Raw genomic sequence first — 24,886 nt, forward strand, 5'->3', positions numbered from 1 at the left:
ATTGATGTCAGACTTTACCGTCCAGGCATGACGCTCTACGACTACAGCCCACTGCCCGAACGACCCGCCCTCGACTGGCCCGACGGCAAGCGCGTCGCGTTCTACGTCGGCCTGAACATCGAGCACTTCCTGCCGGACGAACCCTCCACGAGCATCTGGCCGCTCGACCTCAAGCCCGATCCGCTGAACCACGGCTGGCGCGAGTACGGCGCCCGCGTCGGCGTCTGGCGCACCATCGACATCCTCGACCGGTACGACGTCCGCGCGAGCGCCCTGGTCAACTCGATGGTTGCCGAGCACAACGCGCAGATCATCAAGGCCGGCGTCGAACGCGACTGGGCCTGGCTCGCCCACGGACAGACCAACTCGACCCTGCACACCGGCTACGAGCCGGACGAGGAACGCCGCATCCTCACCGACATCACCACCACGATCGAGTCCGCCACCGGCCGGCGCCCCAAGGGCTGGATGGGACCCGCTCTGACCGAGACGCACAACACCCCGGAGCTGCTCGCCGAGCTCGGCTACCAGTACGTCCTCGACTGGACCAACGACGATCAGCCGTACCGCCTGAATGTCCCGGGCATGCTCAGCGTCCCGTACACCGTCGAGCTCAACGACCTCGGCCTCTTCCTCCGCGGCCTGACCGGCCCGGACTTCTTGCAGATGGTCAAGGACCAGTACGACGTACTCCGGGAAGAAGGCGGCCGGGTGATGGCGCTCGCGCTGCACCCGTTCGTGATCGGGCAGGCATTCCGGGCGAAGTACCTGGACCTCGCGCTGGACTACATTGCCTCGCAGAGCGACGTCTGGCTGACGACGAGTGACGACATCGCGTCGCACTACTCGGCGACGTAACCCGGCTGGGCATGGCGCGTTGTTACTAATGGGTTTATTCTCGTCCGGATAACTGGGGGGTGACGGCGCGCCGTCACCGGGAGCACGGGGAGTAACGACATGCGCAACGAGCGGGGCGGTAGCTCGATCCCTGCCCTGGCTGTGCTCGTGCTGCTCGGCATCGTCGCCGCGGTCGGCATCGTCGGCAACAAGACGAAGCACGTCACCGTCGACCTCACCACCTTGACGGCCTCGACGACCGCCACCACGATCGCCACCGCTCCGCTCGACACCCAGCCGTTCTCCGGGACCAACGGTCTGGTCGTCCACCCGCGCGCCGAGGCAGCCCTGTTCACCGCCCCGGACGCCGACGCGTTCGGCAAGATCGGGCCCAGCCAGTTCGGGCCGACCTGGCTGCCGGTGGTCGAGCAGACCGACGGCTGGGTCCGGGTCCTGCTCCCCTCCAAGCCGAACCGGTCCACCGGCTGGCTCCAGGACGACGACCTCGACCGCGCCTCGTCGTCGTACCTGATCCGCGTGCACACCAGCTCGCGGACCATCGAGCTCTTCCTGAACGGGAAGAGCCAGGGCACCTGGAAGGCCGGAGTCGGCGCGAAGAAGACGCCGACGCCGCCCGGCCGGACCTTCCTGCTCGGCTCGATCATCGACCACAAGCGCTCGGCGTCGCCGATCGTGCTCCCGTTGGGTGCGCACAGTCCCACCTTGGACTCGTTCGGTGGCGGGCCTGGTACGGTCGCGATCCACGGCTGGCCGAATCCCCACGTGTTCGGGGCGGCGATCAGTGCGGGCTGCGTCCGGGTGCCGAAGACCGCACTCGCCGACCTGCAGAAGGTTCCGCTCGGGACACTCGTCCTGATCGACAGCAAATAAGGAGATTCCGAATGCGACGACAGTTGACTCCGACTGTGCTGACGGCTGCGGCCGTCGCGGGGGTCGTGACGTTCAGCCTGGTCGCCAGTGCGCCGGTCGGCAACGCAGCCGCCCGGCCGTCGTCGGCGTACGCCGTCAGCGCGGAAGGCCAGGTGCCGATCCCGAAGACGCCGTACGCCGAATCGCTCGACGGGAAGCGGCAGACGACGTCCGCGCTGGAGCTCCCGACGAACCCGCTGCTCTCGGTCCGGGCCGGTACGGCGACCGCGGGCAACGACTCGGCCTCGGTCGAGCTGTTCGACATCGTGGTCGGTCCCGACATCCTGAGCCAGGTGCAGATTCCGCCGGAGCTGAAGCAGCAGTGCGCGAGCCTGCCGAAGACCGGCGCCGACGACCTGCCGCTCCCGGACATCGCGCTGCCCGACCTCGGCCTGCCGCTGCCGAAGCTCAGCACCAAGGACCTGCCGGTCAAGAACCTCCCCGACCTGTGCAACCTGCTGCTCAACCCGCCGAAGTCGCTGCTCGCCATCGACTCGCTGAACGTCTACTGCTCGGGTGACTCCGGCGGCGTCGACCTCGGCACGGTGACGCTGCTCGGTCAGACCCTCAAGCTGCCGAGCACCAAGCAGGGTGCGTCCCTGCCGTCCAACCCGCTGGCGGCCATCAGCGTCAACAGCCAGGGCAAGCACTCGGACGGCTCGTTCACGATCACCGGCCTGAGCATCAACCTCGGCGGCGGCGCCGAGGTGATCAACCTGGCGTCGGCGACCTGCGCCAAGCCGGCCGCGAAGCCCATGCCGAAGCCGAAGCCCCAGCCGGACAACCCGGCTCCCCCGCAGCTCGACACCCCGCCGGCCGCGCCGGTGCCGACCCCGGTCAAGACCCACCAGCCGGTCACCGGCTAAGACACGAAGGCCCCGACCAGTTGGTCGGGGCCTTGTGTTAAAGCTTCACGCCCAGCAAGGCATCCACTGCCTGGGCAACCAGCGCAGGCGCCTCGTGGTCATCGCCTTCGCTCTCGGCCCACGCATCCACCGCAGCCAGCGCCGCCACCGTGTCCAGGTCGTTCGTCAGCGCAGCGCGTACGGCGTCCACGGCCGCCGCACCGTCCGGGCCGGCGCCACGCCCGATCGCGCCGCGCCAGACATCGAGCCGCGCCTGCGCATCGGTCAGATCCGACGCCGTCCAGAACCAGTCCGTGCGGTAGTGGTGCGTGAGCAGCGCCAGCCGGATCGCCATCGGGTCCGCGCCGGCCAGCCGCTCCTTCGACACCAGCACCAGGTTGCCCTTGGACTTCGACATCTTCTCGCCGTCGAGGCCGACCATCGCCTGATGCACGTACGCCCGCGCGAACGGATGCTCGCCGGTCGCGACCTGCGCACCGCTCGCCGACATCTCGTGGTGCGGGAAGATCAGGTCCGACCCACCGCCCTGGACGTCGAACGTCATCCCGAGGTACTTCAGTGCGATCGCCGAGCACTCCACGTGCCACCCGGGCCGGCCGCGGCCCAGCGCCGAGTCCCAGGCGGGCTCCCCCGGCCGCTCATGCCGCCAGAGCAGGCTGTCCAGCGGGTCCTGCTTGCCTTCCCGGTCCGGGTCGCCGCCGCGCTCCGCGAACAGCTCGGTCATCGTCTCGCGGTCGTAGTTGGACACGCCCCCGAACCGCGGGTCGGTCTTGACCGCGAAGTACAGGTCTCCGTCGACCGGGTATACGGCCCCGGCCCGGCGCAGGTCCTCGACCGCGTCCGCGACCAGGTCGATCGACTCGACCACGCCGATGTAGTCCTGCGGCGGGATCACGCGCAACGCGGTCATGTCGTCGCGGAAGAGCTGGATCTCGCGCGCCGCCAGGTCGGTCCACTCGACGCCGGTCGCCGTCGCCCGCTCGAGCAGCGGATCGTCGACGTCGGTGATGTTCTGCGTGTAGTGGACGTCGTACCCGTTGTCCCGCCACAGCCGGTTGATCAGGTCGAACGTCACGTACGTCGCGGCGTGGCCCATGTGCGTCGCGTCGTACGGTGTGATGCCGCACACGTACATCCGGGCAGTCGCGCTGTCGGTCGGGGGCACCTCGACCAGGCCGCGGGAGGCGGTGTCGTAGAGGCGCAGCCGCCGGGCCGGCCCGGGTACGACCGGGATGTCTGGTTTCGTCCACGCCTGCATGTGTCGGAGCTTATGCCAGTCCGATTTTCAATGACGCGACACGGTTCCAATCCGTGGTCCTGCCGGCGGCCCGACCCTTGCGGCCGCTAACGTCGCCCGCGATGAGCGCTGACTTCAGTCCCGAGTTCCAGGCGTACGGCGGCTGGATCGCCGCCGCCGCGATCCAGCAGCAGGACCTGTTCAACGAGGCGGTCGGATCCGGCACGCTGCAGGCCGACCTCGACGCCCGTACGCTCACCGGTGAGCGCGGCGTCCTCGGTGGGATCTCGCTGCTCGGGAGCTTCTCGGAGCTCGATCAGACCTGGCTGTGGGGCTGGGCGAACCCCGGCTTCGGCCCGGACGCGCCGGCTGTCGCGCCGACGGTGGCGGTGCGTGAGTTCGGCGGGCAGCACGGGATCGCGGAGTTCATTGCCGACAGCCCGGACCTGAGCGGGTTCCCGGAGCCGGCCCAGGCCGCAATCAAGCTCGCGATCACCGCCGGCGCCGTACTGGGTGGTCGGGGCGTCTGGTCGACCGCGATCAACGAGGGCCGCGGCCACGTGTACCTGCACGTCGCCGACGAGCAGCTGCCGCTGGCCGGGTTCGACCCGATCGCCACGCCTCGCCTGCTGATGACCGCCGTCAGCGTGTTCCCGTCCGATCACCGGCAGGTCGTCCGCGGCTACTTCCAGAACTTCGGCCTGCAGTACGACGAGGCGCCGGACGCGATCCGCGGTACGGCAGCCAACGGCAGCGTCATCGTCACATCGTTCGACGACCACGGCCGCCTCGGCAACGTGAGCGTGGAGCCGAGGACCTAGAACGCCGGCCAGGGGATCGCGGGCCAGTCGTCGCTCGGGTACGGAAAGACGCCGGTCTTCAGCAGGGTCGCGCAGCGTTCCCGGGTCGCGGTCAGCTCGACCGTGGTGATGAGCTCGCACAGTTGTTGCCCCAGGCCACCAGCGAGCCCGTCCGCCAGCCGCCGTACGTCGTCGAGCAGGGCGGGCGGGATCGGGTCACCGGCCCAGCCCCACAGCACCGTCCGGAGCTTGTCGTCGGCGTTGAACGTGACACCGTGATCCACGCCGTACACCCGGCCGTCGCCCGGGTTCAGCACGTGGCCGCCCTTGCGGTCGGCATTGTTGACCACGGCATCGAACACGGCCATCCGCCGCAACGCGTCGTTGTCCGCGTGCACCAGCGTCACCGGGTTGTGGCGGCCGTCGAGCGCTTCCAGCACGCCGACCCAGCCTTTCGGCACCTGGCCCTGCGGAACGATGTCGACCAGCTCGGTCTCCCCCGGTCCGAGCTCGGCCTCGTCGATCCACAACTGCACCATGCCTTCGCCGAGCGGCCCGTCCCGCAACAGCGTCGGCGGCACCACCGACCAGCCGAGCGCCTCGGAGACGACGTACGCCGCGAACTCCCGCTGGGCCAGCGTGCCATCGGGGAAGTCCCACAACGGCCGCTCCCCCTCGATCGGCTTGTAGACCACGGTCGCGGTCTCGCCGTCCAGGCTGACCGAGCCCTGGTAGGTGCCGTTCGACGCCGCGACCAGGCGGCCGTGCAACGACAGCTCCCCTAGAGCGAGGAGCTCCGGATCGATCGTCATTCCGGCAGATGCCTGCGGTAGCCGTTGGCACGCGGGCAGATGTGGCCGTCGGCGTCGATCGGACGGCCGCAGAACGGGCAGCTCGGGCGGCCGGACGCGACCAACGCCACCGCGCGCCGCGCGAACGCCCGGGCCTGCTCCTCGGTGATCCGGACGATGAACACCTCGGCGTCGTCGGACTCCATCGCGGCGGTGACCGGGTCGGTCTCCTCCAGGTCGGCCTGCTCACCGGTGACGACCGCGAACACCTCGATCACCACCCGCTCGGCGTCGGCCTCCCAGGCCAGCGTCATCGTGCCGGCCCGGAACTCCTCCTCGATCGGCTGCTCCAGCGGCGCGGTGTCGTCCACCGCGGTCTGCGTGACCGGGTCGCGGTCGAAGCGCCGGGCGACCTCGTCCAGCATCACGTCGAGCCGCTCCGCGAGTGCCATCACCTGTTCCTTCTCGCATGCCACCGACGTCAGCCGTTGCCCGGCCCGGGCCTGCAGGAAGAACGTCCTCGCACCTGGTTCCCCGACGGTGCCGGCGACGAACCGCTCGGGGTCCTCATAGGTATGTACAACTCGCGCCATATCTAGACCCTATTACCGTCCGCCGACCACTGCGTCCGAGGATTGCTTCTTGGGCTTGCCTTTCGCTGACGGCTTAGGGATCAGTGAGGCGAGCTCACTGCCGGAGTCGTTCAGCCGGACCAGGAACGGGCGGGTCGCGGTGTAGGTGATGATGGTCGTCGAGGCGGTGTCCACGACGATCCGCTGGAACGTGTCCAGGTGCTGGCCGAGCGCATCCGCCACGATCGCCTTGATCACGTCGCCGTGCGAGACCGCGACCCAGATCGCGTTGCTGCCATGGCTCTTCGCAAACTCCGCGTCGTGCGCCCGGATCGCGTCGACCGCTCGCTGCTGCATCCCGCGCATCGACTCACCGTTCGGGAACGTGACCGCGGACGGGTGCTGCTGGACCACGGTCCACAGCGGGTCCTTCGCCAGGGTCGCGATCTTCTTCCCGGTCCAGTCGCCGTACCCACACTCCGTCAACCGCCGGTCGGTTGCCGGACGCAACTCCGGATGGTGCTTCGCGATCGCGGCCGCGGTCTGCTTGCAGCGCTCGAGCGGGGAAGTGACGATCCCGGCCAGCGGCAGCTCGGCGAGGCGCTGCGCGACCGCCTCGGCCTGCTTGACGCCGGCGTCGTCCAGCTTCACGCCGGGCGTGCGGCCGGCGAGCGTACCGGACGTGTTCGCGGCACTACGGCCATGACGGACCAGAATCACCGTGGGCATGGTGTGCACGTTATCCGGTCCGGCAAGTCGTGGTGCCATGATGGTGGGGTGATCGTGGATTGCGGGGTGTATGCCGAGGGGGAACGGCAGGATCTGCCCAAGGACCCCGAGACGGTTGCCCAGGCCATCGACGACGACCACGGGTCGTTCGGGTGGATCGGGCTGCACGACCCGTCGCACGCCGAGATGCAGCGCGTGCAGCGGCTGTTCGACCTGCACGACCTGGCGGTCGAGGACGCGCTGCAGATCCACCAGCGGCCGAAGGTCGAGCGGTTCGGCGACACGATCCTCGTCGTACTGCGGACCCTCTGGTACGTCGACGAGGGCGACGCGGTCGAGACCGGGCAGGTGACCGCGTTCATCGGCCAGCGGTACGTCGTGACGGTGCGGCACGGTGAAGGCGGCGAGCTCGCGACCACGCGGCATCAACTCGAGGAGCGCGCCTCCATGCTGGGGCATGGACCGGCCGCCGTCCTGTGGGCGATCTGCGACGCGATCGTCGACCAGTACGAGACCGTTGCCGAGCAGGTCGAGATCGACGTCGACGAGATCGAGAGCTCGGTGTTCTCCCCCGAGCGGACCAGCGACGCCGAGCGGATCTACCGGCTGAAGCGCGAGGTGCTCGAGATGCGGCGGGCGATCGACCCGCTGCGCGAACCGATGGAGCAGTTCGCCCACGGCGTCGCCGGCCTCGGCCCGAAGGCGAGCCCGTTCTTCCGCGACGTCGCCGATCACCTCAGCCGCGTCTCCGAGCAGACCGAGTCCATCGACACCCTGCTCCAGTCGGCGCTGAACGCACACCTGGCGCGGGTGTCGGTCCAGCAGAACGATGACATGCGGAAAATCTCCGCGTGGGTCGCCATCGCGGCGGTCCCCACGATGCTGGCCGGGATCTACGGGATGAACTTCGACAACATGCCGGAACTGCGGTGGCATTTCGGGTACTACGGCGTACTGCTGCTGATGGCCGTCGTCTGCTCGACCATGTACCGCTTCTTCCGGAAGGTCGGCTGGCTGTAGCCAGCAGCGCATTTGCCTGGCAGACCCACCAATTTGCCTGGCAGACCCACCAGGTTGGGGGTTACCCACTCGCGTCATGGGTACGGAACCCCCTATTTCCCTGGCAAGCCAGGGAAATAGGGGCCGGCGTGGCGAGGGGTGCGTTCCTCAGGTGGCGGTGATCGTGCTCGTGGCCAGGAGGATTACCAGGACTATTCCCAGGAGGACGCGGTAGAAGGCGAAGACCTCGATGGTGTGTTTGGCCACGAAGCGGAGTAGCCAGGCGATCGAGGCATAAGCCACCACGAAGCTGACGAGTGTGCCGACGAGGAGTGGGCCGGCGCCGACGTTGCCGTGGAGGGCGTCCTTCAGTTCGTAGACGCCTGCGCCTACCAGCGCCGGGATGCCCAGCAGGAACGAGATTCTCGTCGCAGCTACGCGGTCGAGGCCGCGGAACAGGCCTGCGGAGATCGTGGCGCCGGAGCGGGAGATGCCGGGGATCAGCGCGAGGCACTGGACGAGGCCCATGACGAGCGCGTCCACGAACGTGATGCGGGTCAGCGGGCGTTCCTTCGTGCCGATACGTTCGGCGGCGACCATCACGACCGACCAGCCGATCAGCGCCCCGGCCACCCACCACAGGCTGCGCAGCGGGCCGGAGATCAGGTCCCGCGCCAAGAACCCGACGATCACGATCGGCACCGAGCCGACGATCACGTACCAGCCCATCCGGTGGTCGAACTCGCCGCGGTGCTCCGGCTTCGCCAGCCCGCGGACCCAGGCGACCGCGATCCGGGAGATGTCCTTCCAGAAGTACAGGACGACGGCGGCGATCGCGCCGACCTGGATCACCGCGGTGAACCCGGTGATCGAAGGGTCGTCGATCTTCAGTCCGAGGATCTTCGACACGATCGTCAGGTGGCCGGTGCTGGAGACCGGCAGGAATTCGGTCAGGCCCTCGACGATGCCGAGGATGATGGAGTCCCAGATCGTCATCAGCTACCGACTCCGGACAGCTCCAGGGCCTCGGCGGCCGTGTGCAGGTCGGCGATCCGCTGCTCGACCGTGGACGCGAACGGCGTCAGCGCGACGGTCGTCGCCCCGGCCTCGGCGTACGCCGTGAGCTTGTCCGCGATCCGCTCCTTCGAACCGAGCAGCGAGATCGAGTCGAGGAACCCGAACGGTACGGCGGCCATCGCCTCGCGGTGCTTCTTGTCCAGGTACAGGTCCTGGATCTCCTTCGCCTCCTCGGCGTACCCCATCCGGACCGCGAGCGCGTTGTAGAAGTTCTTCTCCCGGCTGCCCATGCCGCCGATGTACAGCGCGGCGTACCCACGGACCGGGTCCGCCGCCACCTGAATGTCGTCCCCCGTCATCAGCGGGGTCGTGACCACGACGTCGAATCCGTCGAGGTCCTGCTGACGGACCGCGCGGCCCGCCTTGATGTGATTCAACTGCTCTCCAAGGAAGCCGGGATCGTTGAGGATGCCGAGCCAGCCGTCGGCGATCTCGCCGGCCAGCTCGAGGTTCTTCGGGCCTACCGCGGCCAGGTACACCGGCACGTGGTCGCGGATCGGCCGCACGGTCAGTTTCAGCGCCTTGCCCGGTCCGTCGGGCAGCGGCAGCGTGAAGTACTTGCCTTCGTACGCCACTGTCTCGCGCCGCATGGCCGCGTTCACGATGTCAACGTACTCACGCGTCCTGAGCAGAGGCTGAGAGAACCGCACGCCGTGCCAGCCCTCCGACACCTGCGGGCCGGACACGCCGAGGCCGAGCCGGAACCGGCCGTTCGACAGCCGGTCCAGGGTGGCCGCGGTCATCGCGGTCATCGCCGGGGTACGGGCGGGAATCTGGAAGACCGCCGCGCCGACGTCGATCGTGGTCGTCTGGGCGGCGATCCAGCTGAGCAGGGTGGCGGCGTCCGAGCCGTACGCCTCCGCGGCCCAGGTGACCGCGAAACCGAGCGCCTCGGCCTCCTTCACCAGCCTCAGGTGGTCCAGGTGATCGTCGCCGCCGTACACGAAGCCGATGTTGAGTCCGAGTCGCATGACTGGCGAGCCTAGCGAGAGGTTGTCGGTGGCCCGCAATAGGCTCGGGTCATGCAGCAGCGCTATCTCGGTCACAGTGGACTGGCGGTGAGCAGGCTAGGCCTGGGCACGATGTCGTGGGGCCGGGACACCGACGAGCACGAGGCGCGCGAGCAGCTGGCGGCGTTCGTGTCCGCCGGCGGCACGCTGATCGACACCGCCGCGGCGTACGGCGACGGTGACAGCGAGCTGCTGATCGGGTCGCTGCTCGGCGACGTGGTGGACCGCGACGACCTGGTGATCGCGACCAAGGCCGGCTTCAGCGTCCGCCGGGGCGAGCGGATCACCGACACCTCCCGCGGCGCGCTGCTGCGCGACCTGGAGGGCTCGCTGCGCCGGATGAACGTCGACCACATCGACCTGTGGCAGCTGCACACCTGGTCCGACGACGTGCCGCTGGAGGAGACGCTCTCCGCGCTCGACCACGCCGTCAGCTCAGGCAAGGTGCGCTATGTCGGCATCTCGAACTACGCGGGCTGGAAGTCCGCCCGGGCCGTCACCTGGCAGCAGGCCTGGCCGGGCCGCGCGATCCCCGTGTCCAACCAGGTGGAGTATTCGCTGCTCGCCCGGGACGCCGAGGTGGACGCGCTGCGCGCCGCCGCCGGGCTCGGGATCGGGATCCTGGCGTGGTCCCCGCTCGGCCGGGGCGTGCTGACCGGGAAGTACCGCACGGGCATCCCGGCGGACTCGCGGGCGGCGTCTCAGCATCTGTCCAGATTCGTCGACCCCTACCTCGACGCGCGGTCTTCGGGCATCGTGGAGGCGGTCGCGCGAGCCGCCGACGGGCTCGGCTGGACCCCGCTCGAGGTGGCGTTGACCTGGGTGCGGGACCGGCCCGGCGTGTCGGCGGCCATCGTCGGGGCCCGGACTGCGCTGCAATTGAAGTCAGTGCTCGGAGTGGAGGAACTCACCCTTCCGCCCGCGATCGCCGCGGCGCTGGAGGATGTTTCGTGAGGGTTTGGTTGTTCCCGTAGGTGGAGGTGCGGATGGCCGAATACGAGCTGCAGCAGTTCGAGGTGTCCAGGACGGAGTCCCGCGGTGCGGTGCGCAGACTGCTCACCGAGCACGCGGAGTACGGCGGGTGGGAGCTTGCCCGTCTGCGTCGTTATCCCGACGGCACCCGCCGCGTCTGGCTCCGCCGCCGCATCATCCGCGTGATGCGGACCCTCTGAGCAACACACTCACCAGCTCCCGTCGGCTCCCGACGCCGACCTTGTCGAACGACGCCCGTACGTGCTCCTGCACGGTGTGCGGCGACAGGCACAACCGCTCGACGATCTGCCGCGTGGAGTAGCCGCGCAGCAGGAGCTCGGTCACCCGCTGCTGAGCCGGCGTCAGGCCGTGCAGATCGAGCAGCAAGGACCCCAGCTGGGCCGGTGTCACCGGCTCCATCACCACCACGATCTGCCCGTCGTCACCGAGCCGCGACGCCTGCAACTCGAGCCACTCGCCGCCCCGCGTCCGGACCTTCAGCCGCGCAGTCGCCCCGTCGAGCTGCATCCGGGCCGCCACCGAGCGCACGGAGACCGGCAACTGCTCCCCCGGTCCCAGCTCCGAGATCCAGTACTCCGCCTCAAAACTCATCGACTGCATCCGCAGCATCCCATCAAGCACCACCACCCCAGGACCAACCGCAGCAGATCCAACCGGCCCGGTGTCTGCTGCGGGTGCTCGGAGGCCCAGGCGCAGTCCCTCGCCGAGGTGCGGGGCAAGCCGTCGTACCAGCTGGATCTCGGGTTCGGCGAAGCCTGACTCCGCGTTCTCGCGGTGCAGGCACAGGACGCCCCAGCAACGGCCGTTCGACATCAGCGCGGCCCGGAGCTCGTCGCCGAGACCGAGCGGGCGCATCAACTCGACGTACCGCGGGCTGTTCGCCCACTCGCCCCTCGTCGCCTGGCCGAGCGACCGCACCGGATCCCGGCCGCCGGCCAGTGCGGCGAACTTGTTGACGTCGTCCTGCCCGAACTCGTTCGCGATGAACTGTTCGGTGATCGCACCGAGCGGCTCGTCGACCATCGCCGAGGTGAACAGCACCGTCGCCGGATCGACCGTCGCGAAGAACGCCGCGTCGACCGTCAGCACACCCCGCAGCCGCCCGAGCATCTCGGACCGCAACTGATCGGCGTCCAGCCCCGCGTAACAACGCTGGATCAGCACCTCAAGGCGATCCCCCGCCCCCATGATCAGGATGCTACGCCGAGTTGCCGCAGGAATCCGAGGTCGTCGAGCAAACCCCAGCGTTCGACGATCAGCCCGTCCCGGAGCCTCCAGATGTTGATCCCGGGCAGGCTGACGGTCTTCCCGCTCGGCGGCACGCCCATCACCTCGCCGCGCTGCGTCCCGCCGGCCGTGAAGCGCTCCACGACGAGGTCCCCCTCCGCGATCAGCGCGTGCAGGTCGCTGTGCCAGTCCGGGAACGCGGCCCGCATCATCTTCCCGGCCTCCCGCATCCCCTCGCGGTCCGGCGTGACGCCGAACGGCGGGTCGTGGTTGATGAAGTCCTCGGCCAGGTGCGTGTCCACGGCGCCGAGATCCCCTTTGGTGAACAGTCCGTCGATGAAGTCCTTGACGACGGTCTTGTTGCTCTCTGTTGTGCTCATAGGTCGATCGTGCGCGGGTCCGGATCCGGGCTGTACCCCGATTAGTTGGGGTTCTGCCGATGAAATATCTCTGCGACAGAGGTATCGTCGGGAGCGTGACCGAGACTCTCGCCGAGGACCTGCTCGCCGCGATCGGGCTGGTGCGCCGCCGCCTCCGCCGATCGGCGGGACGCCCGCCGGCGCTGAGCACGCTGACCGGCTCGCAGGCGGAGCTGGTCCGGCTCGTGCGCCGCAATCCGGGCATCTCCGTCGCCGAGGCGGCCGCCGAGCTCGGCCTGGTCGCCAACACGGTGTCGACCCTGGTCGGCCAACTCACCGAGCGCGGCATGCTGCTGCGCAGATCGGACGAGAGCGACCGTCGGGTTGCCCGGCTGACCCTGACCGAGCCGGCGCGCGAGCAGGTCGAGGCCTGGCGTGATCGCCGCACCGCCCTCGTCACCGAGGCCCTCGACGGTCTCGACCCCGCCGACCGTGACGCGTTGCAGGCGGTGCTACCCGTTCTCGGCGTACTGGCCGAGCGGCTCACCCCATCCGAGCAGGACATCGAGGAGCGCGTATGAGTGCGGAACCCGCATCACCACCGGCGCCGGCCGTCGAGATCACCGGGCTCAGTCACAAGTTCGGCGACCATCTCGCGGTCGACAGCCTCGACCTGACCGTCGCCCCCGGCGAGTGCTTCGGTCTGCTCGGCCCGAACGGCGCCGGCAAGACGACCACGCTCCGAGTGTTGAACACGCTCTATCCACCGCAGTCGGGCACGGTCCGGGTCTTCGGCCTCGACGTCCGCACCGACGCGATGTCGGTACGGCGGATGCTCGGGTACGTCCCGCAACAGCTGTCCATCGAGGGAGCGCTCTCCGGCCGGGAGAACGTTTCCTGGTTCGCCCGGTTGTTCGACGTACCTCGGCGTGAACGGGCCGCCCGCGTGGCCGAAGTACTCGAGATCGTCGACCTCACCGATGCCGCCGACCGGCTCGCGTCGACGTACTCCGGCGGCATGGTCCGCCGCCTCGAGCTCGCGCAGGCGCTGGTCAACCGGCCCGCGCTGCTCGTGCTCGACGAGCCGACGGTCGGGCTGGACCCGGTCGCGCGGGACTCGGTGTGGGCGCGCGTGCAGGACATGCAGAAGCGGTACGGGATGACCGTGCTGCTGACCACGCACTACATGGAGGAGGCCGACATCCTCTGTGACCGGGTTGCGCTGATGCATCTGGGCCGGTTGCGGGCCGTCGGCTCGCCAACTGATCTCAAGGCCGAACTGGGTCCCGAGGCGAGCCTCGAGGACGTGTTCCGGCACCACACCGGCGAAAGCCTTGCGGCTTCGGAGAAGGGAGGCCTGCGCGATGTCCGTGGCACCCGTCGCACCGCCCAGCGCATGGGTTGAGAGCCGGCCGCGCGCCGCGCTCCGGTTGTTCTCGCGGATCGGCACGTTCTGCCTGATCGAGCTGCAGAAGCTGCGGCACGACCGGACCGAGCTGGTCACGCGGGCGATCCAGCCGATCCTGTGGCTGGTGATCTTCGGCCAGACGTTCAGCCGGATCCGGGCGATCCCGACCGGCAACGTCCCGTACCTCGACTATCTCGCGCCGGGCATCATCGCCCAGTCGGCGCTGTTCGTCGCGATCTTCTACGGCATCCAGATCATCTGGGAACGCGACGCCGGCATTCTCACGAAGCTGCTCGTCACGCCCTCACCGCGTTCCGCGCTGGTGGCCGGGAAGGCGTTCGCGGCCGGAGTACGGACGATCTCGCAGGCGATCGTCGTGCTGATCGTGGCCGCGCTGCTCGGCGTACACCTGACCTGGAACCCGTTGAAGATCCTGGCGGTGCTCGTGGTCGTCGTACTGGGCGCCGCGTTCTTCTCCTGCTTGTCGATGACGATCGCCGGGATGGTACTGCGGCGCGATCGGCTGATGGGGATCGGGCAGGCGATCACGATGCCGCTGTTCTTCGCGTCGAGCGCGCTGTACCCGATCGCGATCATGCCCGGCTGGTTGAAGGTGCTGAGCCACGCCAATCCGCTGACGTACGAAGTGAGCGCTCTGCGCGGTCTCCTGATCGGCCAGCCCACCAACTACCTGCTCGACTTCGGCGTCCTGATCGTCGCCGCGTTCGCCGGCATCTGCGCCGCATCGGCCCTCCTCAGCCGTCTCGCGCGTTAGAGATCGTGGCGGACCCAGACGTTGGGTTCGACATAGACGGCGTGGTTGTGGCGGACGTCGCAGTGGACCGGCACCAGGGCCTTCGGTACGACGACATCGCCGGTGGTGTCGAACGGCAGGCCGGTCCACTCGCGCCACTCGTCAAGGGTGCCGGCGATGACCATCGACCGTGGCGCGACCTCGACGATCTTCCCGCCGGCTTTGACGTGGACGCGCAGCCACGGGTCTTCGGGTAGACCATCCGGCCGCAGCTGGTCGACGTACTCCGTCATCGGCTGGTGCGGATCGGTCTTGCCGTTGGGGCGGAGCGGGGCGTACAGGGCGGTGTGGCCTTTCGCCTTCACGGCTTGGCGCATCGCGGCGAGCATGTCATGGGAGAGCCCGCGGCCGAGGTGGGTCGGGCGGATCAGGATCTCCAGTGCGCTGGACACATTCGGCTCGCGGCCGCTGCGCAGGTCCTGGAAGCCCCAGTGCAGGACGCGGTCCCACCCGCCGGTCGGTAGGGCGGTGCGGTTCTCGTCCGGGTACACGAACGGAATGCTCCGGCCGTGCGCGATCAGTTCACCGTCCTCGGTCGCCACCACGCACTGGTCCGGGAAGTGCACCGGCACCCGTCCCATGAACGCGTTCCCGATCGGGTCGTTGTGCATGAACGCCGGCCAGACGTCGGCGAAGTCGTACAGCTGCTCCAGATACTGAGGCCGCTCGGCCAGGGTGGTGATGACGATCGCTGCCATGTGCTGCAGTCTGGCACCGCAGCAGTACGAGTCCAGCGATTATCGCCGTGACCGTCCCGGCGCCGACCAGCGTTGTCTCCGCGCCGATCGTCGCGATGATCGGTCCACCGACCAGCAGGCCCGCCGAGCTGCCCGCATTCGTCACCACGGTCTGCCCTGACAACAACGCGCGCCGCTCGGGGCCCGATGATTCCCGGGCGATCAGCTGGGAGATCGCGGCGTTCCCGATGGCCACAGTGAGGCCGGCGCCCGCTCCCAGCGCCGCGATAGCCGGCGGTGTCGTCCACAGCCCCATGCCCACGAAGCACAGACCGGCGCAGGCCCAGGCGACCGCTTCCAGCGGCACTGGTTTGATGCGCCGGATCACCGCCAGCGATACGGCCGAACCGATCAGCGAGCCGACGCCGTACCCGGTCATGCCGGCGGCCAGGTAGACCCCCGGGCGCCCGCGGTGCTCGCCGACGATCGACAAGCCGAGACTGAACGCGAACCACATCACGCAGCCGGTGCCGCGGATGATCCAGCCGTAGAGAACGCCGGGCCGGCCCTTGAGGCTCAACCGGATCGACGGCGTCGGCGTACCCTCTGGAGCGCGCTCTGCCCGCACCGTGCAGGCGAGAAGACCGGCAACGAGTACTGCGACGGCCTCGATCCACAGCAGACTGTTGGTCAGGCCGGTCGCCACAGCCAACGCACCGGCAGAAGGTCCGAGCAGCATGCCGATCCTGCGGAGGCCGTCCTGCCACGTGAGCAGTACGACGGCCTGTCCCTCGCGCCAGCGGTCCCCGGTGTCGGCCAGGAGCGCCGATCGGCCCGGACTCGACAACGCGTCACCGAAGCCGAGGAGCAACCCGCTCAGGACGAGCAGTGCCGGCGTGAGCAGCCCGAGCTCGGCCCCTGCCGGCACGGACGCCAGCCCGAGCGCGGAGATCGCGGCGACCACGGCGAGCCGCGGACCGGAATCCACCCATTGGCGGGCCTTTCGCGCCCACCACGGCGACAGCAGCATCGGTGCGCCCGCGACACCGCCGACCAGTCCGGTCGCGGCGACGGAGCCGGTCTCCCGCAGGATCACCAGCGGCAGCGCGATCTGCGTGAACCGGAGCGAGAAGTCCGCCACTCCTCCCCCGGCCAGCAACGCGATCGCTTCGGTCCGGGGCCTCATGCCCTTGATTCTTTGCGAATCCGGCCTGTTCAGGTACCCATCGGCAGTTGGGTGATTGCCATAGGCTGAACCTATGGCCTCATTACCATCGGTCGAGGATCTGCGCCTGGTCCAGGCGATCAGCCGCACCGGCGCCGTCGCCACCGCAGCCCGTGAACTGCGCATCTCGCAGCCGTCGGCTTCGCAGCGGCTGAGTCGGCTGGAGCGGACGTGCGGCACCACGCTCTTCGAGCGCGACACCCGCGGTGCCCGGCCGACCCCGGCCGGCGCCGAGCTCACCCGCCGTGCCGACCACATCCTTCGCCACCTCGAGGAGGTGTACGACGCGACCCGGGCGGCCGCCACCGGTCAACGCCTGGTGATCGGCACGTTCGGAGGCCTGTCGCCGATCCTCTTCCCGGTCCTCGACGCCCTGCTACCCGACGTCGACATCGAGCAGCAGGTCGACCACGGCCACTTCCTGGTCGAGCGCGTCGCCGAGGGAACCATGGACGCCGCCTTCATCGCGATCGCCGAGCAGATGACGCTCCCCCGCGGCACCGTCGCCCGGCGGATCGGCTACGACGACCTCGTCCTGTTCGTGCCGTCCGGCGCCCGTCCACCTGGTCGCGGCCGGCAGCCGCTCAACGGCAGGCCGATCGTGTTCGCGACCTACGATCGCGGGGTCGACGAGATCCACGCCCGCCTGGTCGCCCTGGGCGCGACTCCGCGCCGCGGCGTCAACCTCGGCACCACTGTCGCCATGGCTCGCCGCCGTTCCCACCTGGCACTCGTGCCCCGCACCGCCCTCGCCACCGAACTCCGGCCCGGCGAACACCTCGCGACCGCGCCCTTCCGCTACCGCCTCACCCTCTCCGTGGTCACCACGCCGACTCCGCCCAAGCCCCTCATGGCCCACCTCCGCGACCTCCGCGCCACGTTGAACTTGTCGTGAACAACGGTGAGTCGGGGCGCCGGAGGCGGCAGACTCGGGGACATGAACCTGGGGCGGTTGGCGCGTGGGCGGCGGGTGTTGGTGGGCTTCTTGGGAGCGGCGGTCGTGCAGGTGGCGGCCGTTGCTGTTGACGGCAAGATCCTCAAGGAGGCCAGCAAGGCGACGCTGATGCCGTCGCCGTGGCAGTGGTCGCGTACGCAGGACGCGCCGCCGCTGCTGTGCTCTCCCCCGGCCTCGGTAGCCGGCGGATCCCGGTGGCGGCGTACGCCGTCGGTCAGTACCTGCTGACGTCAGGCGTGACCAGTTCTGACCGGTAGTGGTCATCCTCGTTGACCGTTGGCCGCCGCCCCTGTGGGGTGAAGGTTATGGCGACCGTCGACGACGTACGACGACAGTTCCGGAACCCGCCGCCCGAGGGGCGGCCGATGATGCGCTGGTGGTGGTTCGGACCGTCGGTCGAGCGGGACGAACTGGACCGGGAGCTGCGGGCGATGGCAGCGGCCGGGCTCGGTGGGGTCGAGGTCGCGTTCGTCTATCCGATGGGGCCGGTCACTGCGCCGTTCGGTTCGCCGGAGCTCCTGGAGCTGGTCGGGCACGCGGCGCGGACGGCGCACTCGCTCGGGCTGCGGTTCGACGTGACGCTGGGCAGCGGGTGGTCGTACGGCGGCGGGCACATCGGACCCGAGCACGCCGCACGGCAGTTGCACTGGGATCGCCGCGAGATCGGCGCGGCGGCGTACGACGTGCCCGTTGTGGCTGCTTGGCCCGGTGACGAGTTCGTCGCGGCGTTCGTGGGTGATGGGTCGTCCCCATCGTCGTACGTCGAGGTTCCTGTAAGCGACGGGACAGTCCACGTTCCGGCCGGCGGGCAGCCGCGCGAGGTGCTGATCGCGACGTCGCGGGTCACCGGGCAGCAGGTGAAGCGGACCGCTGCGGGCGCGGAGGGCCACACGCTCGACCACTACTCGGCGGCTGCGGCGGACGAGCACATCAGGCGGGTCGCCGAGCCGCTGCTGCAGGCGGCGACTCCTGAGCTGCTCGGGTCGGTGTTCTGCGACAGCCTCGAGGTGTACGGCGCGGACTGGACGCCGGGGATCTTCGACGAGTTCGCCAAGCGCCGGGGCTACGAGTTGCGACCGCGGCTGTACGAGCTGCTCGTCGACGCCGACGAGTCGAGGCAGGTGCGGATCGACTTCGGGCGGACGTTGTCGGAGCTGTACGAGGACAACTTCCTGAAGGTGTTCCAGCGCTGGGCGGCCGGGCACGGCGTACCGTTCCGCATCCAGAGCTACGGCGAGCCGCCGGCGACGATGAGCAGCTACCGGTTCGCGGACCTGTTCGAGGGCGAGGGCTGGGGCTGGACGCGGATCCCGGAAACGCGCTGGGCGTCGTCGGCCGCCAACCTGTACGGGCGGTCGGTCGTGTCGGCGGAGGTCTGGACGTGGGTGCACTCGCCGTCGTTCCGCGCAACGCCGCTCGATCTTCAAGGCGAGGCGCACGAACACTTCCTGTCCGGCGTCAACCAGCTCATCGGGCACGGCTGGCCGTACTCGCCGTCGAACGGTCCCGGCCTCGGCTGGATCTTCTACGCAGCCGGCGCCCTCGACGACCGCAACCCATGGTGGCCGGCGGCAACTGATCTGTTCGCCTCGCTGCACCGGCTGTCCTGGCTCCTCCAGCAAGGTACGCCGGTGCGCCCGGTCAAGATCTACATCCCGGCGTCCGACGCGTACGCCGGGGCAGGCGGTCCCGAGCCGCTCAACCTGTACCGCGTCGTACGCCGCCTGATCCCGGAGAGCGCTCCCCGGACGATCCGGGAAGCGGGGCTGGACTTCGACCTGATCGACGACGACGCGCTCACGATCCTCGACCCCGCCGACGCCCCACTGGTCGTCGTACCCGAAGGGACGACCACGCCGGTCGGGACCCAACGCTGGCTGGATGCAGTCCGCGCGGCGGGCGGCACGGTCATCACCGACGTCGCCACCCTCGCGGACCATCTCCCGCCGGCGCCGATCATCCCGCAGCAGGACATCGGGGTAGTCCATCGCCGCCTCGACGATGGCGACATCTACTTCGTCGCCAACACCGGCTCCGAGCCGCGCACACTGACCTTCGAACACCCGATGGAACAGTGGAGAGCGCTCTCTGACGAGATCACCACCACCCGCACCACGACCCTCCACCCCTACGAGGCAGTCGTCCTGGTCCCCACCGCCTCACCTGAGGCAACTGCTTCGGCCGGCGTCGAGGACCAGTTGGTCGGTGCAGTTCTAGGTCAATGGTCGGTTGCCTTTGACAACGACGTCCGTCCGGTGACACTCCCCCATCGCTGGGAGGACGACCCGGCGCTGGCGACGTACTCGGGCGCAGCGACGTACCAGACCGATCTCCACCTACCCGACACGGACGGCAGGCTGTTCCTGGACTTCGGCCCCGGCGAGCACGTAGCGCCGGACAGCGAGCCCTATCTCCCGCCCAACTCCTACCGCGCCCTCATCACCCCACCCGTCGGTGTGGCCGCCGAGATCTGGCTCAACGACACCCGGTGCGGGACGCTCTGGGCGCCGCCGTACCGCGTCGACCTCACCGACGCCGCCCGACCGGGCACCAACACCCTACGCATCGTCGTACACAACACCGCCGCGAACGCGCTCTCCGCCGACCAGCACCTGCTGGACACCGCGGCAGACGTCACGGCCGAGTTCGGCCGCCGCTTCGATCTCCAGCACGTCGAGCGCGCGGCCGACTACCTCAACTCCGGCCTGCTCGCCGTACCGACGATCGTCCGGGCGTCACGGAGAACCAGCTAGTCCGCGGGGCGCGCCTCGGCGAGGCGTTCGTGGTGGTGGATGACCTCGGCGATGACGAAGGCGAGGAACTTCTCGGCGAAGACCGGGTCGAGACCGGATTCGGCGGCGAGGGCACGGAGCCGGGCCACCTGGGCCTGTTCGCGGGACTTGTCGGCCGGCGGCATCCCCGTCCTGGCCTTGAGGGCACCGACCTGCTGCGTGCATTTGAAGCGCTCGGCCAGCAGGTGGATCAGCGCGGCGTCGATGTTGTCGATGCTGCTGCGGAGCCGCGTGAGCTCCTCGGTGGCGTTGTCTGCGATCACAGCCGTCAGGCCTGATCCAGGAAGCGGTCCAGGACGCGGGAGCCGAACTCGAGGGCCGACGTCGGCACCCGCTCGTCGATGCCGTGGAACATGCCCATGAAGTCCAGGTCCGGCGGCAGCTGCAGCGGCACGAACCCGAAGCACCGCACTCCGAGCCGGCTCCACGACTTGGCGTCCGTACCGCCCGACATCAACAGCGGCGCAGTGCGGCTCTGCGGGTCCTCGGCCGCGAGGCACGCCTGCATCGCCTCGACCAGGCCGCCGCTGAACTCGGTCTCCAGCGCGATGTCCTGGACGACGGTCTCCCGCTGCACTTTGTCGCCGAGCAGCTCGTCGATCGTCGCGAAGAACTCGTCCTCGTACCCGGGCAGGAACCGCCCGTCGATGTGCGCCTCGGCGTCGCCCGGGATCACATTCACCTTGTAGCCGGCGTTCAGCATCGTCGGGTTCGACGTGTTCCGGATGGTGGCGCCGAACATCCGGCTGAAGCTGCCCAGCTTCGCGAGCGTCGCGGTCATGTCGTCGGGGTCGAGCTCGACCTCGAGCACGTCCTCCAGCGTCTTCAGGAACTCGCGGACCGTCGGCGTGACCCGCAGCGGCCACTCGTGCCCGCCGATCCGGGTGACCGCCTCGACCAGGTTGGTGACCGCGTTGTCGGTGTTCACCATCGACCCGTGACCCGCCGTACCGCGGGCCTTGAGCCGCATCCAGTTCATGCCCTTCTCGGCGGTCTCGATCAGGTACAGCCGGAGGTCGTCCTTGACCGTGATCGAGAAGCCACCGACCTCGCCAATACCCTCGGTGCAGTCGGCGACCGTGTCCGGGTGGTTGTTGATCAACCACTGGGCGCCGTACACCCCACCCGCCTCTTCGTCAGCGGTGAACACGAGGCGGACTGGCCGCCGCGGCTTCACGCCGGCGCGCTGCCGCGCCCGGACCACCGACAGCACCATCGCGTCGAAGTCCTTCATGTCGACCGCGCCGCGACCCCACACGCACCCGTCGAAGATCTCCCCGGCGAACGGGTCGACCTTCCAGTCCTTCGGGTCCGCCGGTACGACGTCCAGGTGCCCGTGGACGAGCAGCGGGTCCGCACTCTGGTCCTCGCCGTCCCAGTGGGCGACCAGCGTCGCGCGGCCAGGCTCCGACTCGTAGATCGTGGACTCGATGCCGACCTCGTCCAGCTTCGCGGCGACGTACTCGGCCGCGACCCGCTCCCCGTTGCTCTTGCCGTTGCCGTAGTTCGTGGTGTCGATCTGGATCAGCTCACTGCAGAGCTCCACCACCTCGGCATCGGGGGTGTACGACGGGCGGTCGCTGGAGGTCGTCATGCGGACCATCCTCTCTCACCGGGCCGGTGGAGGCATCCCGAGGTCCATCAGATCAGCGTGATCGAGTCTCCGGAAACGGTGATCTGTTTCGGCGGCAGCGGTCGCGGTGCAGGTCCGGCCACCACCGAGCCGTCCTTCACGGAGTACTTGCTGCCGTGGCAGGGGCAGTCGATGGTGCCGTTGGCAACAGTCGTGACCTGGCAGCCCTGATGGGTGCAGGTCGAGCTGAACGCCTTGAAGGTGCCCTTGACCGGCTGCGTGACGACGACCTGGTTCTGGTCGAAGATCTTGCCCTCGCCGACCGGGATCTCGTCGGTCTGACCGAGTACGGCGTTCGCCGGCGCCGTCTGCGACGGCTTGTTCGAGGGTTCGCCGTACTTCGAGCAGCCGACGGCGGTCGCACCGAGTACGACGGCCAGCACGGCGCGGCGGGCTGGTTGCTCCATGGGTGCGCCCTTCATCGGATCACGCCGAACGTGGTGAAGAACCAGAGCGACGACGTCAGCCACAGGCCGACCAGTGCGGTGAACAGTGCTCCGCCAACCACGGGCAACAGCCATTTGGGCGTATCGGTTCGGCTGAGGGTCAGCATCTTGGCGACGAAGGCGCCGTAGAAGAAGCAGCCCAGGAGCGAGTGGATCAGTACGCGCGGTTCGCCGTACTCGAAGCCGAGGGCATAGAGGCAGTGCGCGACCACGGGGAGGGTGACCGCGACCGCGGCGCGGCCGGACCAGCGGTGCAGCGGTGCCACCCAGGGGCTGGTCGGCAGGCGTCCGAACAGTGACATCGCCGAGATCACTTGGACCAGGCCGAGGAGGAAGGCGAGCGTCGCGAGCCAGGTCTTCACGGATTGGAAGCTGGAGAAGCCCGCGAGGTTGATCGCGACCCCGGCGGGGTCGTGGAGGCGGCCGTAGACACCGAGCGCGACGGCTACCGCGGCGCCGGCCGACAGTGGGACCGCGACTCTGGCTGTCTTCTGAACCTGTGCGGTGCTCATCAGAACGTCTCATCTCCGATGACTGCTTGGGCTGTCACGGCGACGCCGTTCACGGTCGCGGCGCGGGTGGTCGTGTCGAGCGGCGGGGCGGGAGCCGGCGTACCGTCGTTGTCGACACCGACCTGCTTGCCGTCGGGCAGGACGATCCAGCCGATGGTGCTGGTGGTGTTCCGCGCGCGGTACAGGCCGGCGGGCGGTCCGGCCTTGGCGATCGCGAAGCGCAGAGTGCGGCCACTCAGCGTGAATGTGCCGGTGGCGGTGCTGCTGGTGATCGTGGCGGCCAGTCGCTCGCCGGTCTTCGAGCGCAGGTCCAGCCGGCCCGCGCGGAACGTCCCCGTCAGCCAGGCCTCGAGGCTGCGGCCGTCGCAGACGTACGCCGCGGCGCGATCACCCTTCGTCGCGATCGCCAACGACGCGACACGGTCGCCCGTCCGCCCGGCGTACACCGCCGTCACCTGTGCAGGTGGTTTCGATGGCGCCGGCATCGTCGTCTCGGTTGCTGTCGGGGTGACTGTGCCGGGCGCTGTCGGTGTGGCGCTCGGCGTGGCGCTGTCTTGTGCCGTCGCGGTCGCGGCCGGGCTGCCGGCGGGCGTTGGGTTCCCGGTCTGGGTGCTGTTGACCACCATGAACCCGACCAGCCCGACGGCCGTCGCCGCCAACGTCACCAAAGGACTACGCTGCCCCATCACCCCACCGCCCTCACCCCGACAAGAGAATCCCGCGGCTACCCGAACCGGTCAACGGCTCAGCCGCCCGGATCGGGTACCAACTCTGCTGTGACGACGCGGTGACGGGTCGTGGGGTGCGCTGGAGGTTGTGGAGCGCGTGTGGGCAGCTGAGTCTCTGCAGCACCCTGGGGCGGTGCTGCAGCGTTGTGGCGGCGTGCAGTGTCCGCCGGGGGCCTGCGACCACGACGACGATCAGCTGCGACGTAAAGCATCCGGCGCCGGCCCTGCGATCGCCCCGCCGCAGGTTCACCAGGTGCTGGCGGGCAGCGGAGCACCGCTGGAACACGGCGTACGCGCGGATATGGAGGAACGCCTCGGGCATGACTTCGGTACGGTGCGCGTGCACGCGGATGCTCGGGCAGCCGAGTCCGCGGCGGCGGTCGGCTCACTCGCGTACACGGTCGGCAATCACGTCGTCCTCGGCAGTGCAGCCACCAGCGGTGACCAGGGCCGCCGTGTCCTCGCGCACGAACTGGTCCACACGATCCAGCAGGCCGGTACTTCGCACCACGCGAGGGGCAGCGAACTGCCGGTCAGTCGGCCGGCGGATCCGGAGGAACAGACGGCGGATCGCATCGCCGACGCCGTACTCGACGGCTCAGCTCCAGCCACCATCGACGCGACGGCCGGGCGGGCGCTGCAACGCGCCGATTCCCCGCCGCTCGCGGACACCGAGGACTGCACGCCGGGTGAGACCGCCCTGCTCAACACGCACCTGGTGGCGGCGCGGATCTGGGTGAACGACGCCACCCGCAAGATCGTCGACTATGCCAATGTCTTCGCCAATCCGCGGCACAGCACGGTACCGGCGTCACCGGGCACAGCTGCCGTCGTCAAACAGGCGCTGCTGGACAACTTCCACACTGTTGCCTCAGGCGACGTTCTCGAGATCCGCGACGGGTTCCAGTCGCTGCGCACCGAACTCAGCAACGGCTTCACCTACGAATGCGAGGACGAGGGCTGCGACGACCAGGCGTACGTCCGTGGCAGGTTCGCGTTCATCCGGCGGCGCGGCGACATCCATGTGTGCCCGCCGTGGTTCCGGGAGAACTACTACAACCGCGTCGAGACGCTCATCCACGAACGCGCACACCAGTACCCGGGCGCGGAGGACGAGGCCTACAACTGGCAGCCGTCGTACGCGACCCTGTCACCGTCCGACGCCATCGACAACGCCGACTCGTACGCCGTCGCCGCCCGGCAGATCTACCACGGCGGCGCCCACGGGCCCGGTACGTGAGGCGTCACCACAGCGGCGCGCACGGGCCC

General features: G+C 69.2%; 28 protein-coding genes. 14 read left to right on the top strand and 14 right to left on the bottom strand.

Translation table 11 applies throughout. The features are described 5' to 3' along the window. Positions 1-27 precede the first annotated feature (27 nt). The 3 genes from OHA18_RS36835 to OHA18_RS36845 all read left to right on the top strand — a co-directional run bounded on the left by OHA18_RS36835 (position 28) and on the right by OHA18_RS36845 (position 2,633). Entirely contained in the window at positions 28-858 is an 831-nt protein-coding gene (locus OHA18_RS36835; RefSeq protein WP_328999997.1) for a polysaccharide deacetylase family protein, read from the top strand. A 99-nt stretch (positions 859-957) separates the two neighbouring features. Then, a complete protein-coding gene (locus tag OHA18_RS36840; protein WP_328999998.1) occupies positions 958-1,728 on the top strand; it encodes a L,D-transpeptidase in 771 nt (256 codons plus the stop codon). 11 nt (positions 1,729-1,739) lie between these two features. Beyond that, on the top strand, positions 1,740-2,633 hold the full coding sequence (locus OHA18_RS36845; RefSeq protein ID WP_328999999.1) for a hypothetical protein: 894 nt from the start codon (positions 1,740-1,742) through the stop codon (positions 2,631-2,633). Between the two features lie 37 nt (positions 2,634-2,670). Here OHA18_RS36845 and mshC read toward each other — a convergent pair whose 3' ends face one another. After that, complete coding sequence (gene mshC, locus OHA18_RS36850) at positions 2,671-3,891, bottom strand: cysteine--1-D-myo-inosityl 2-amino-2-deoxy-alpha-D-glucopyranoside ligase (protein WP_329000000.1); 1,221 nt, start codon at positions 3,889-3,891, stop codon at positions 2,671-2,673. A 101-nt stretch (positions 3,892-3,992) separates the two neighbouring features. Between mshC and OHA18_RS36855 the strand changes: the two genes are divergently transcribed. Then, positions 3,993-4,691: a DUF6882 domain-containing protein gene (locus tag OHA18_RS36855; protein ID WP_329000001.1), complete on the top strand. Its 699-nt coding sequence runs from the start codon at positions 3,993-3,995 to the stop codon at positions 4,689-4,691. On the opposite strand, the gene OHA18_RS36860 is transcribed toward OHA18_RS36855, so the two are convergent. From OHA18_RS36860 to OHA18_RS36870, 3 genes are read right to left on the bottom strand one after another with little or no spacing between them, the layout of a single operon-like run. Beyond that, on the bottom strand, positions 4,688-5,482 hold the full coding sequence (locus OHA18_RS36860) for an SCO1664 family protein (protein WP_329000002.1): 795 nt from the start codon (positions 5,480-5,482) through the stop codon (positions 4,688-4,690). The genes OHA18_RS36855 and OHA18_RS36860 overlap by 4 nt on opposite strands. Then, positions 5,479-6,054 (bottom strand): DUF3090 family protein, encoded by a 576-nt coding sequence (locus OHA18_RS36865; protein ID WP_329000003.1) that lies wholly within the window; start codon positions 6,052-6,054, stop codon positions 5,479-5,481. Before OHA18_RS36865 ends, OHA18_RS36860 begins: the two co-directional genes overlap by 4 nt. Before the next feature lie 12 nt (positions 6,055-6,066). After that, complete coding sequence (locus tag OHA18_RS36870; protein ID WP_329000004.1) at positions 6,067-6,762, bottom strand: histidine phosphatase family protein; 696 nt, start codon at positions 6,760-6,762, stop codon at positions 6,067-6,069. Positions 6,763-6,828: 66 nt separating this feature from the next. Between OHA18_RS36870 and corA the strand changes: the two genes are divergently transcribed. After that, entirely contained in the window at positions 6,829-7,782 is a 954-nt protein-coding gene (gene corA / locus OHA18_RS36875) for a magnesium/cobalt transporter CorA (RefSeq protein ID WP_329000005.1), read from the top strand. A 147-nt stretch (positions 7,783-7,929) separates the two neighbouring features. On the opposite strand, the gene OHA18_RS36880 is transcribed toward corA, so the two are convergent. Both OHA18_RS36880 and OHA18_RS36885 read right to left on the bottom strand, forming a co-directional pair. After that, complete coding sequence (locus OHA18_RS36880; RefSeq protein ID WP_329000006.1) at positions 7,930-8,757, bottom strand: undecaprenyl-diphosphate phosphatase; 828 nt, start codon at positions 8,755-8,757, stop codon at positions 7,930-7,932. After that, on the bottom strand, positions 8,757-9,809 hold the full coding sequence (locus tag OHA18_RS36885) for an LLM class F420-dependent oxidoreductase (protein ID WP_329000007.1): 1,053 nt from the start codon (positions 9,807-9,809) through the stop codon (positions 8,757-8,759). The genes OHA18_RS36880 and OHA18_RS36885 overlap by 1 nt, the downstream gene beginning before the upstream one ends. Positions 9,810-9,860: 51 nt before the next feature. Between OHA18_RS36885 and OHA18_RS36890 the strand changes: the two genes are divergently transcribed. After that, complete coding sequence (locus OHA18_RS36890) at positions 9,861-10,802, top strand: aldo/keto reductase (RefSeq protein WP_329000008.1); 942 nt, start codon at positions 9,861-9,863, stop codon at positions 10,800-10,802. Between the two features lie 32 nt (positions 10,803-10,834). Then, the gene (locus tag OHA18_RS36895; RefSeq protein ID WP_130448421.1) at positions 10,835-11,020 is read left to right on the top strand and encodes a DUF5703 family protein; all 186 of its coding nucleotides are present in this window, start codon (positions 10,835-10,837) and stop codon (positions 11,018-11,020) included. Here the strand turns inward: OHA18_RS36895 and OHA18_RS36900 are convergent. Both OHA18_RS36900 and OHA18_RS36905 read right to left on the bottom strand, forming a co-directional pair. After that, positions 10,995-12,029 (bottom strand): LuxR C-terminal-related transcriptional regulator, encoded by a 1,035-nt coding sequence (locus OHA18_RS36900; RefSeq protein ID WP_329000009.1) that lies wholly within the window; start codon positions 12,027-12,029, stop codon positions 10,995-10,997. The two genes, OHA18_RS36895 and OHA18_RS36900, sit on opposite strands and share 26 nt — an antisense overlap. Before the next feature lie 2 nt (positions 12,030-12,031). Next, positions 12,032-12,448, bottom strand: a complete 417-nt coding sequence (locus OHA18_RS36905) for an ester cyclase (RefSeq protein ID WP_329000010.1) — start codon at positions 12,446-12,448, stop codon at positions 12,032-12,034. Between the two features lie 95 nt (positions 12,449-12,543). Between OHA18_RS36905 and OHA18_RS36910 the strand changes: the two genes are divergently transcribed. Genes OHA18_RS36910 through OHA18_RS36920 form a run of 3 tightly spaced genes read left to right on the top strand, consistent with a single transcriptional unit; the run spans position 12,544 to position 14,610 of the window. Next, complete coding sequence (locus tag OHA18_RS36910; RefSeq protein WP_329000011.1) at positions 12,544-13,008, top strand: MarR family winged helix-turn-helix transcriptional regulator; 465 nt, start codon at positions 12,544-12,546, stop codon at positions 13,006-13,008. After that, positions 13,005-13,832, top strand: coding sequence for an ABC transporter ATP-binding protein (locus OHA18_RS36915; RefSeq protein ID WP_329000013.1), 828 nt, complete (start codon positions 13,005-13,007; stop codon positions 13,830-13,832). Before OHA18_RS36910 ends, OHA18_RS36915 begins: the two co-directional genes overlap by 4 nt. Next, the gene (locus OHA18_RS36920; RefSeq protein WP_329000014.1) at positions 13,792-14,610 is read left to right on the top strand and encodes an ABC transporter permease; all 819 of its coding nucleotides are present in this window, start codon (positions 13,792-13,794) and stop codon (positions 14,608-14,610) included. The genes OHA18_RS36915 and OHA18_RS36920 overlap by 41 nt, the downstream gene beginning before the upstream one ends. Positions 14,611-15,171: 561 nt before the next feature. Here the strand turns inward: OHA18_RS36920 and OHA18_RS36925 are convergent. Then, a complete protein-coding gene (locus OHA18_RS36925) occupies positions 15,172-16,512 on the bottom strand; it encodes an MFS transporter (protein ID WP_329000015.1) in 1,341 nt (446 codons plus the stop codon). A gap of 73 nt (positions 16,513-16,585) precedes the next feature. On the opposite strand from OHA18_RS36925, the gene OHA18_RS36930 reads away from it, so the two are divergent. The 3 genes from OHA18_RS36930 (at position 16,586) to OHA18_RS36940 (ending at position 20,259) form a co-directional block, all read left to right on the top strand. Then, positions 16,586-17,446 (top strand): LysR family transcriptional regulator, encoded by an 861-nt coding sequence (locus OHA18_RS36930; RefSeq protein WP_329000016.1) that lies wholly within the window; start codon positions 16,586-16,588, stop codon positions 17,444-17,446. A gap of 42 nt (positions 17,447-17,488) precedes the next feature. Then, on the top strand, positions 17,489-17,734 hold the full coding sequence (locus OHA18_RS36935; RefSeq protein ID WP_329000017.1) for a hypothetical protein: 246 nt from the start codon (positions 17,489-17,491) through the stop codon (positions 17,732-17,734). Between the two features lie 77 nt (positions 17,735-17,811). Then, positions 17,812-20,259, top strand: a complete 2,448-nt coding sequence (locus OHA18_RS36940) for a glycosyl hydrolase (protein WP_329000018.1) — start codon at positions 17,812-17,814, stop codon at positions 20,257-20,259. Here the strand turns inward: OHA18_RS36940 and OHA18_RS36945 are convergent. From OHA18_RS36945 to OHA18_RS36965, 5 genes are read right to left on the bottom strand one after another with little or no spacing between them, the layout of a single operon-like run. Beyond that, positions 20,256-20,561 (bottom strand): chorismate mutase, encoded by a 306-nt coding sequence (locus tag OHA18_RS36945; protein ID WP_329000019.1) that lies wholly within the window; start codon positions 20,559-20,561, stop codon positions 20,256-20,258. The genes OHA18_RS36940 and OHA18_RS36945 overlap by 4 nt on opposite strands. 5 nt (positions 20,562-20,566) lie before the next feature. Next, the gene (locus OHA18_RS36950; protein WP_329000020.1) at positions 20,567-21,892 is read right to left on the bottom strand and encodes a M20/M25/M40 family metallo-hydrolase; all 1,326 of its coding nucleotides are present in this window, start codon (positions 21,890-21,892) and stop codon (positions 20,567-20,569) included. Between the two features lie 47 nt (positions 21,893-21,939). Beyond that, on the bottom strand, positions 21,940-22,338 hold the full coding sequence (locus OHA18_RS36955; RefSeq protein ID WP_329000021.1) for a Rieske (2Fe-2S) protein: 399 nt from the start codon (positions 22,336-22,338) through the stop codon (positions 21,940-21,942). 11 nt (positions 22,339-22,349) lie between these two features. Then, positions 22,350-22,889 carry a DUF6529 family protein gene (locus OHA18_RS36960; RefSeq protein WP_329000022.1) on the bottom strand — a complete coding sequence of 180 codons (540 nt, stop codon included), beginning with the start codon at positions 22,887-22,889 and terminating at the stop codon, positions 22,350-22,352. Further along, a complete protein-coding gene (locus OHA18_RS36965; RefSeq protein ID WP_329000023.1) occupies positions 22,889-23,575 on the bottom strand; it encodes a hypothetical protein in 687 nt (228 codons plus the stop codon). The genes OHA18_RS36960 and OHA18_RS36965 overlap by 1 nt, the downstream gene beginning before the upstream one ends. A 175-nt stretch (positions 23,576-23,750) precedes the next feature. Here OHA18_RS36965 and OHA18_RS36970 point away from each other — a divergent pair, with 175 nt between their 5' ends. Next, positions 23,751-24,857 carry an eCIS core domain-containing protein gene (locus OHA18_RS36970; RefSeq protein WP_329000024.1) on the top strand — a complete coding sequence of 369 codons (1,107 nt, stop codon included), beginning with the start codon at positions 23,751-23,753 and terminating at the stop codon, positions 24,855-24,857. Positions 24,858-24,886 lie beyond the last annotated feature (29 nt).

The organism is Kribbella sp. NBC_00709, assembly GCF_036226565.1.
Taxonomy (GTDB): domain Bacteria; phylum Actinomycetota; class Actinomycetes; order Propionibacteriales; family Kribbellaceae; genus Kribbella.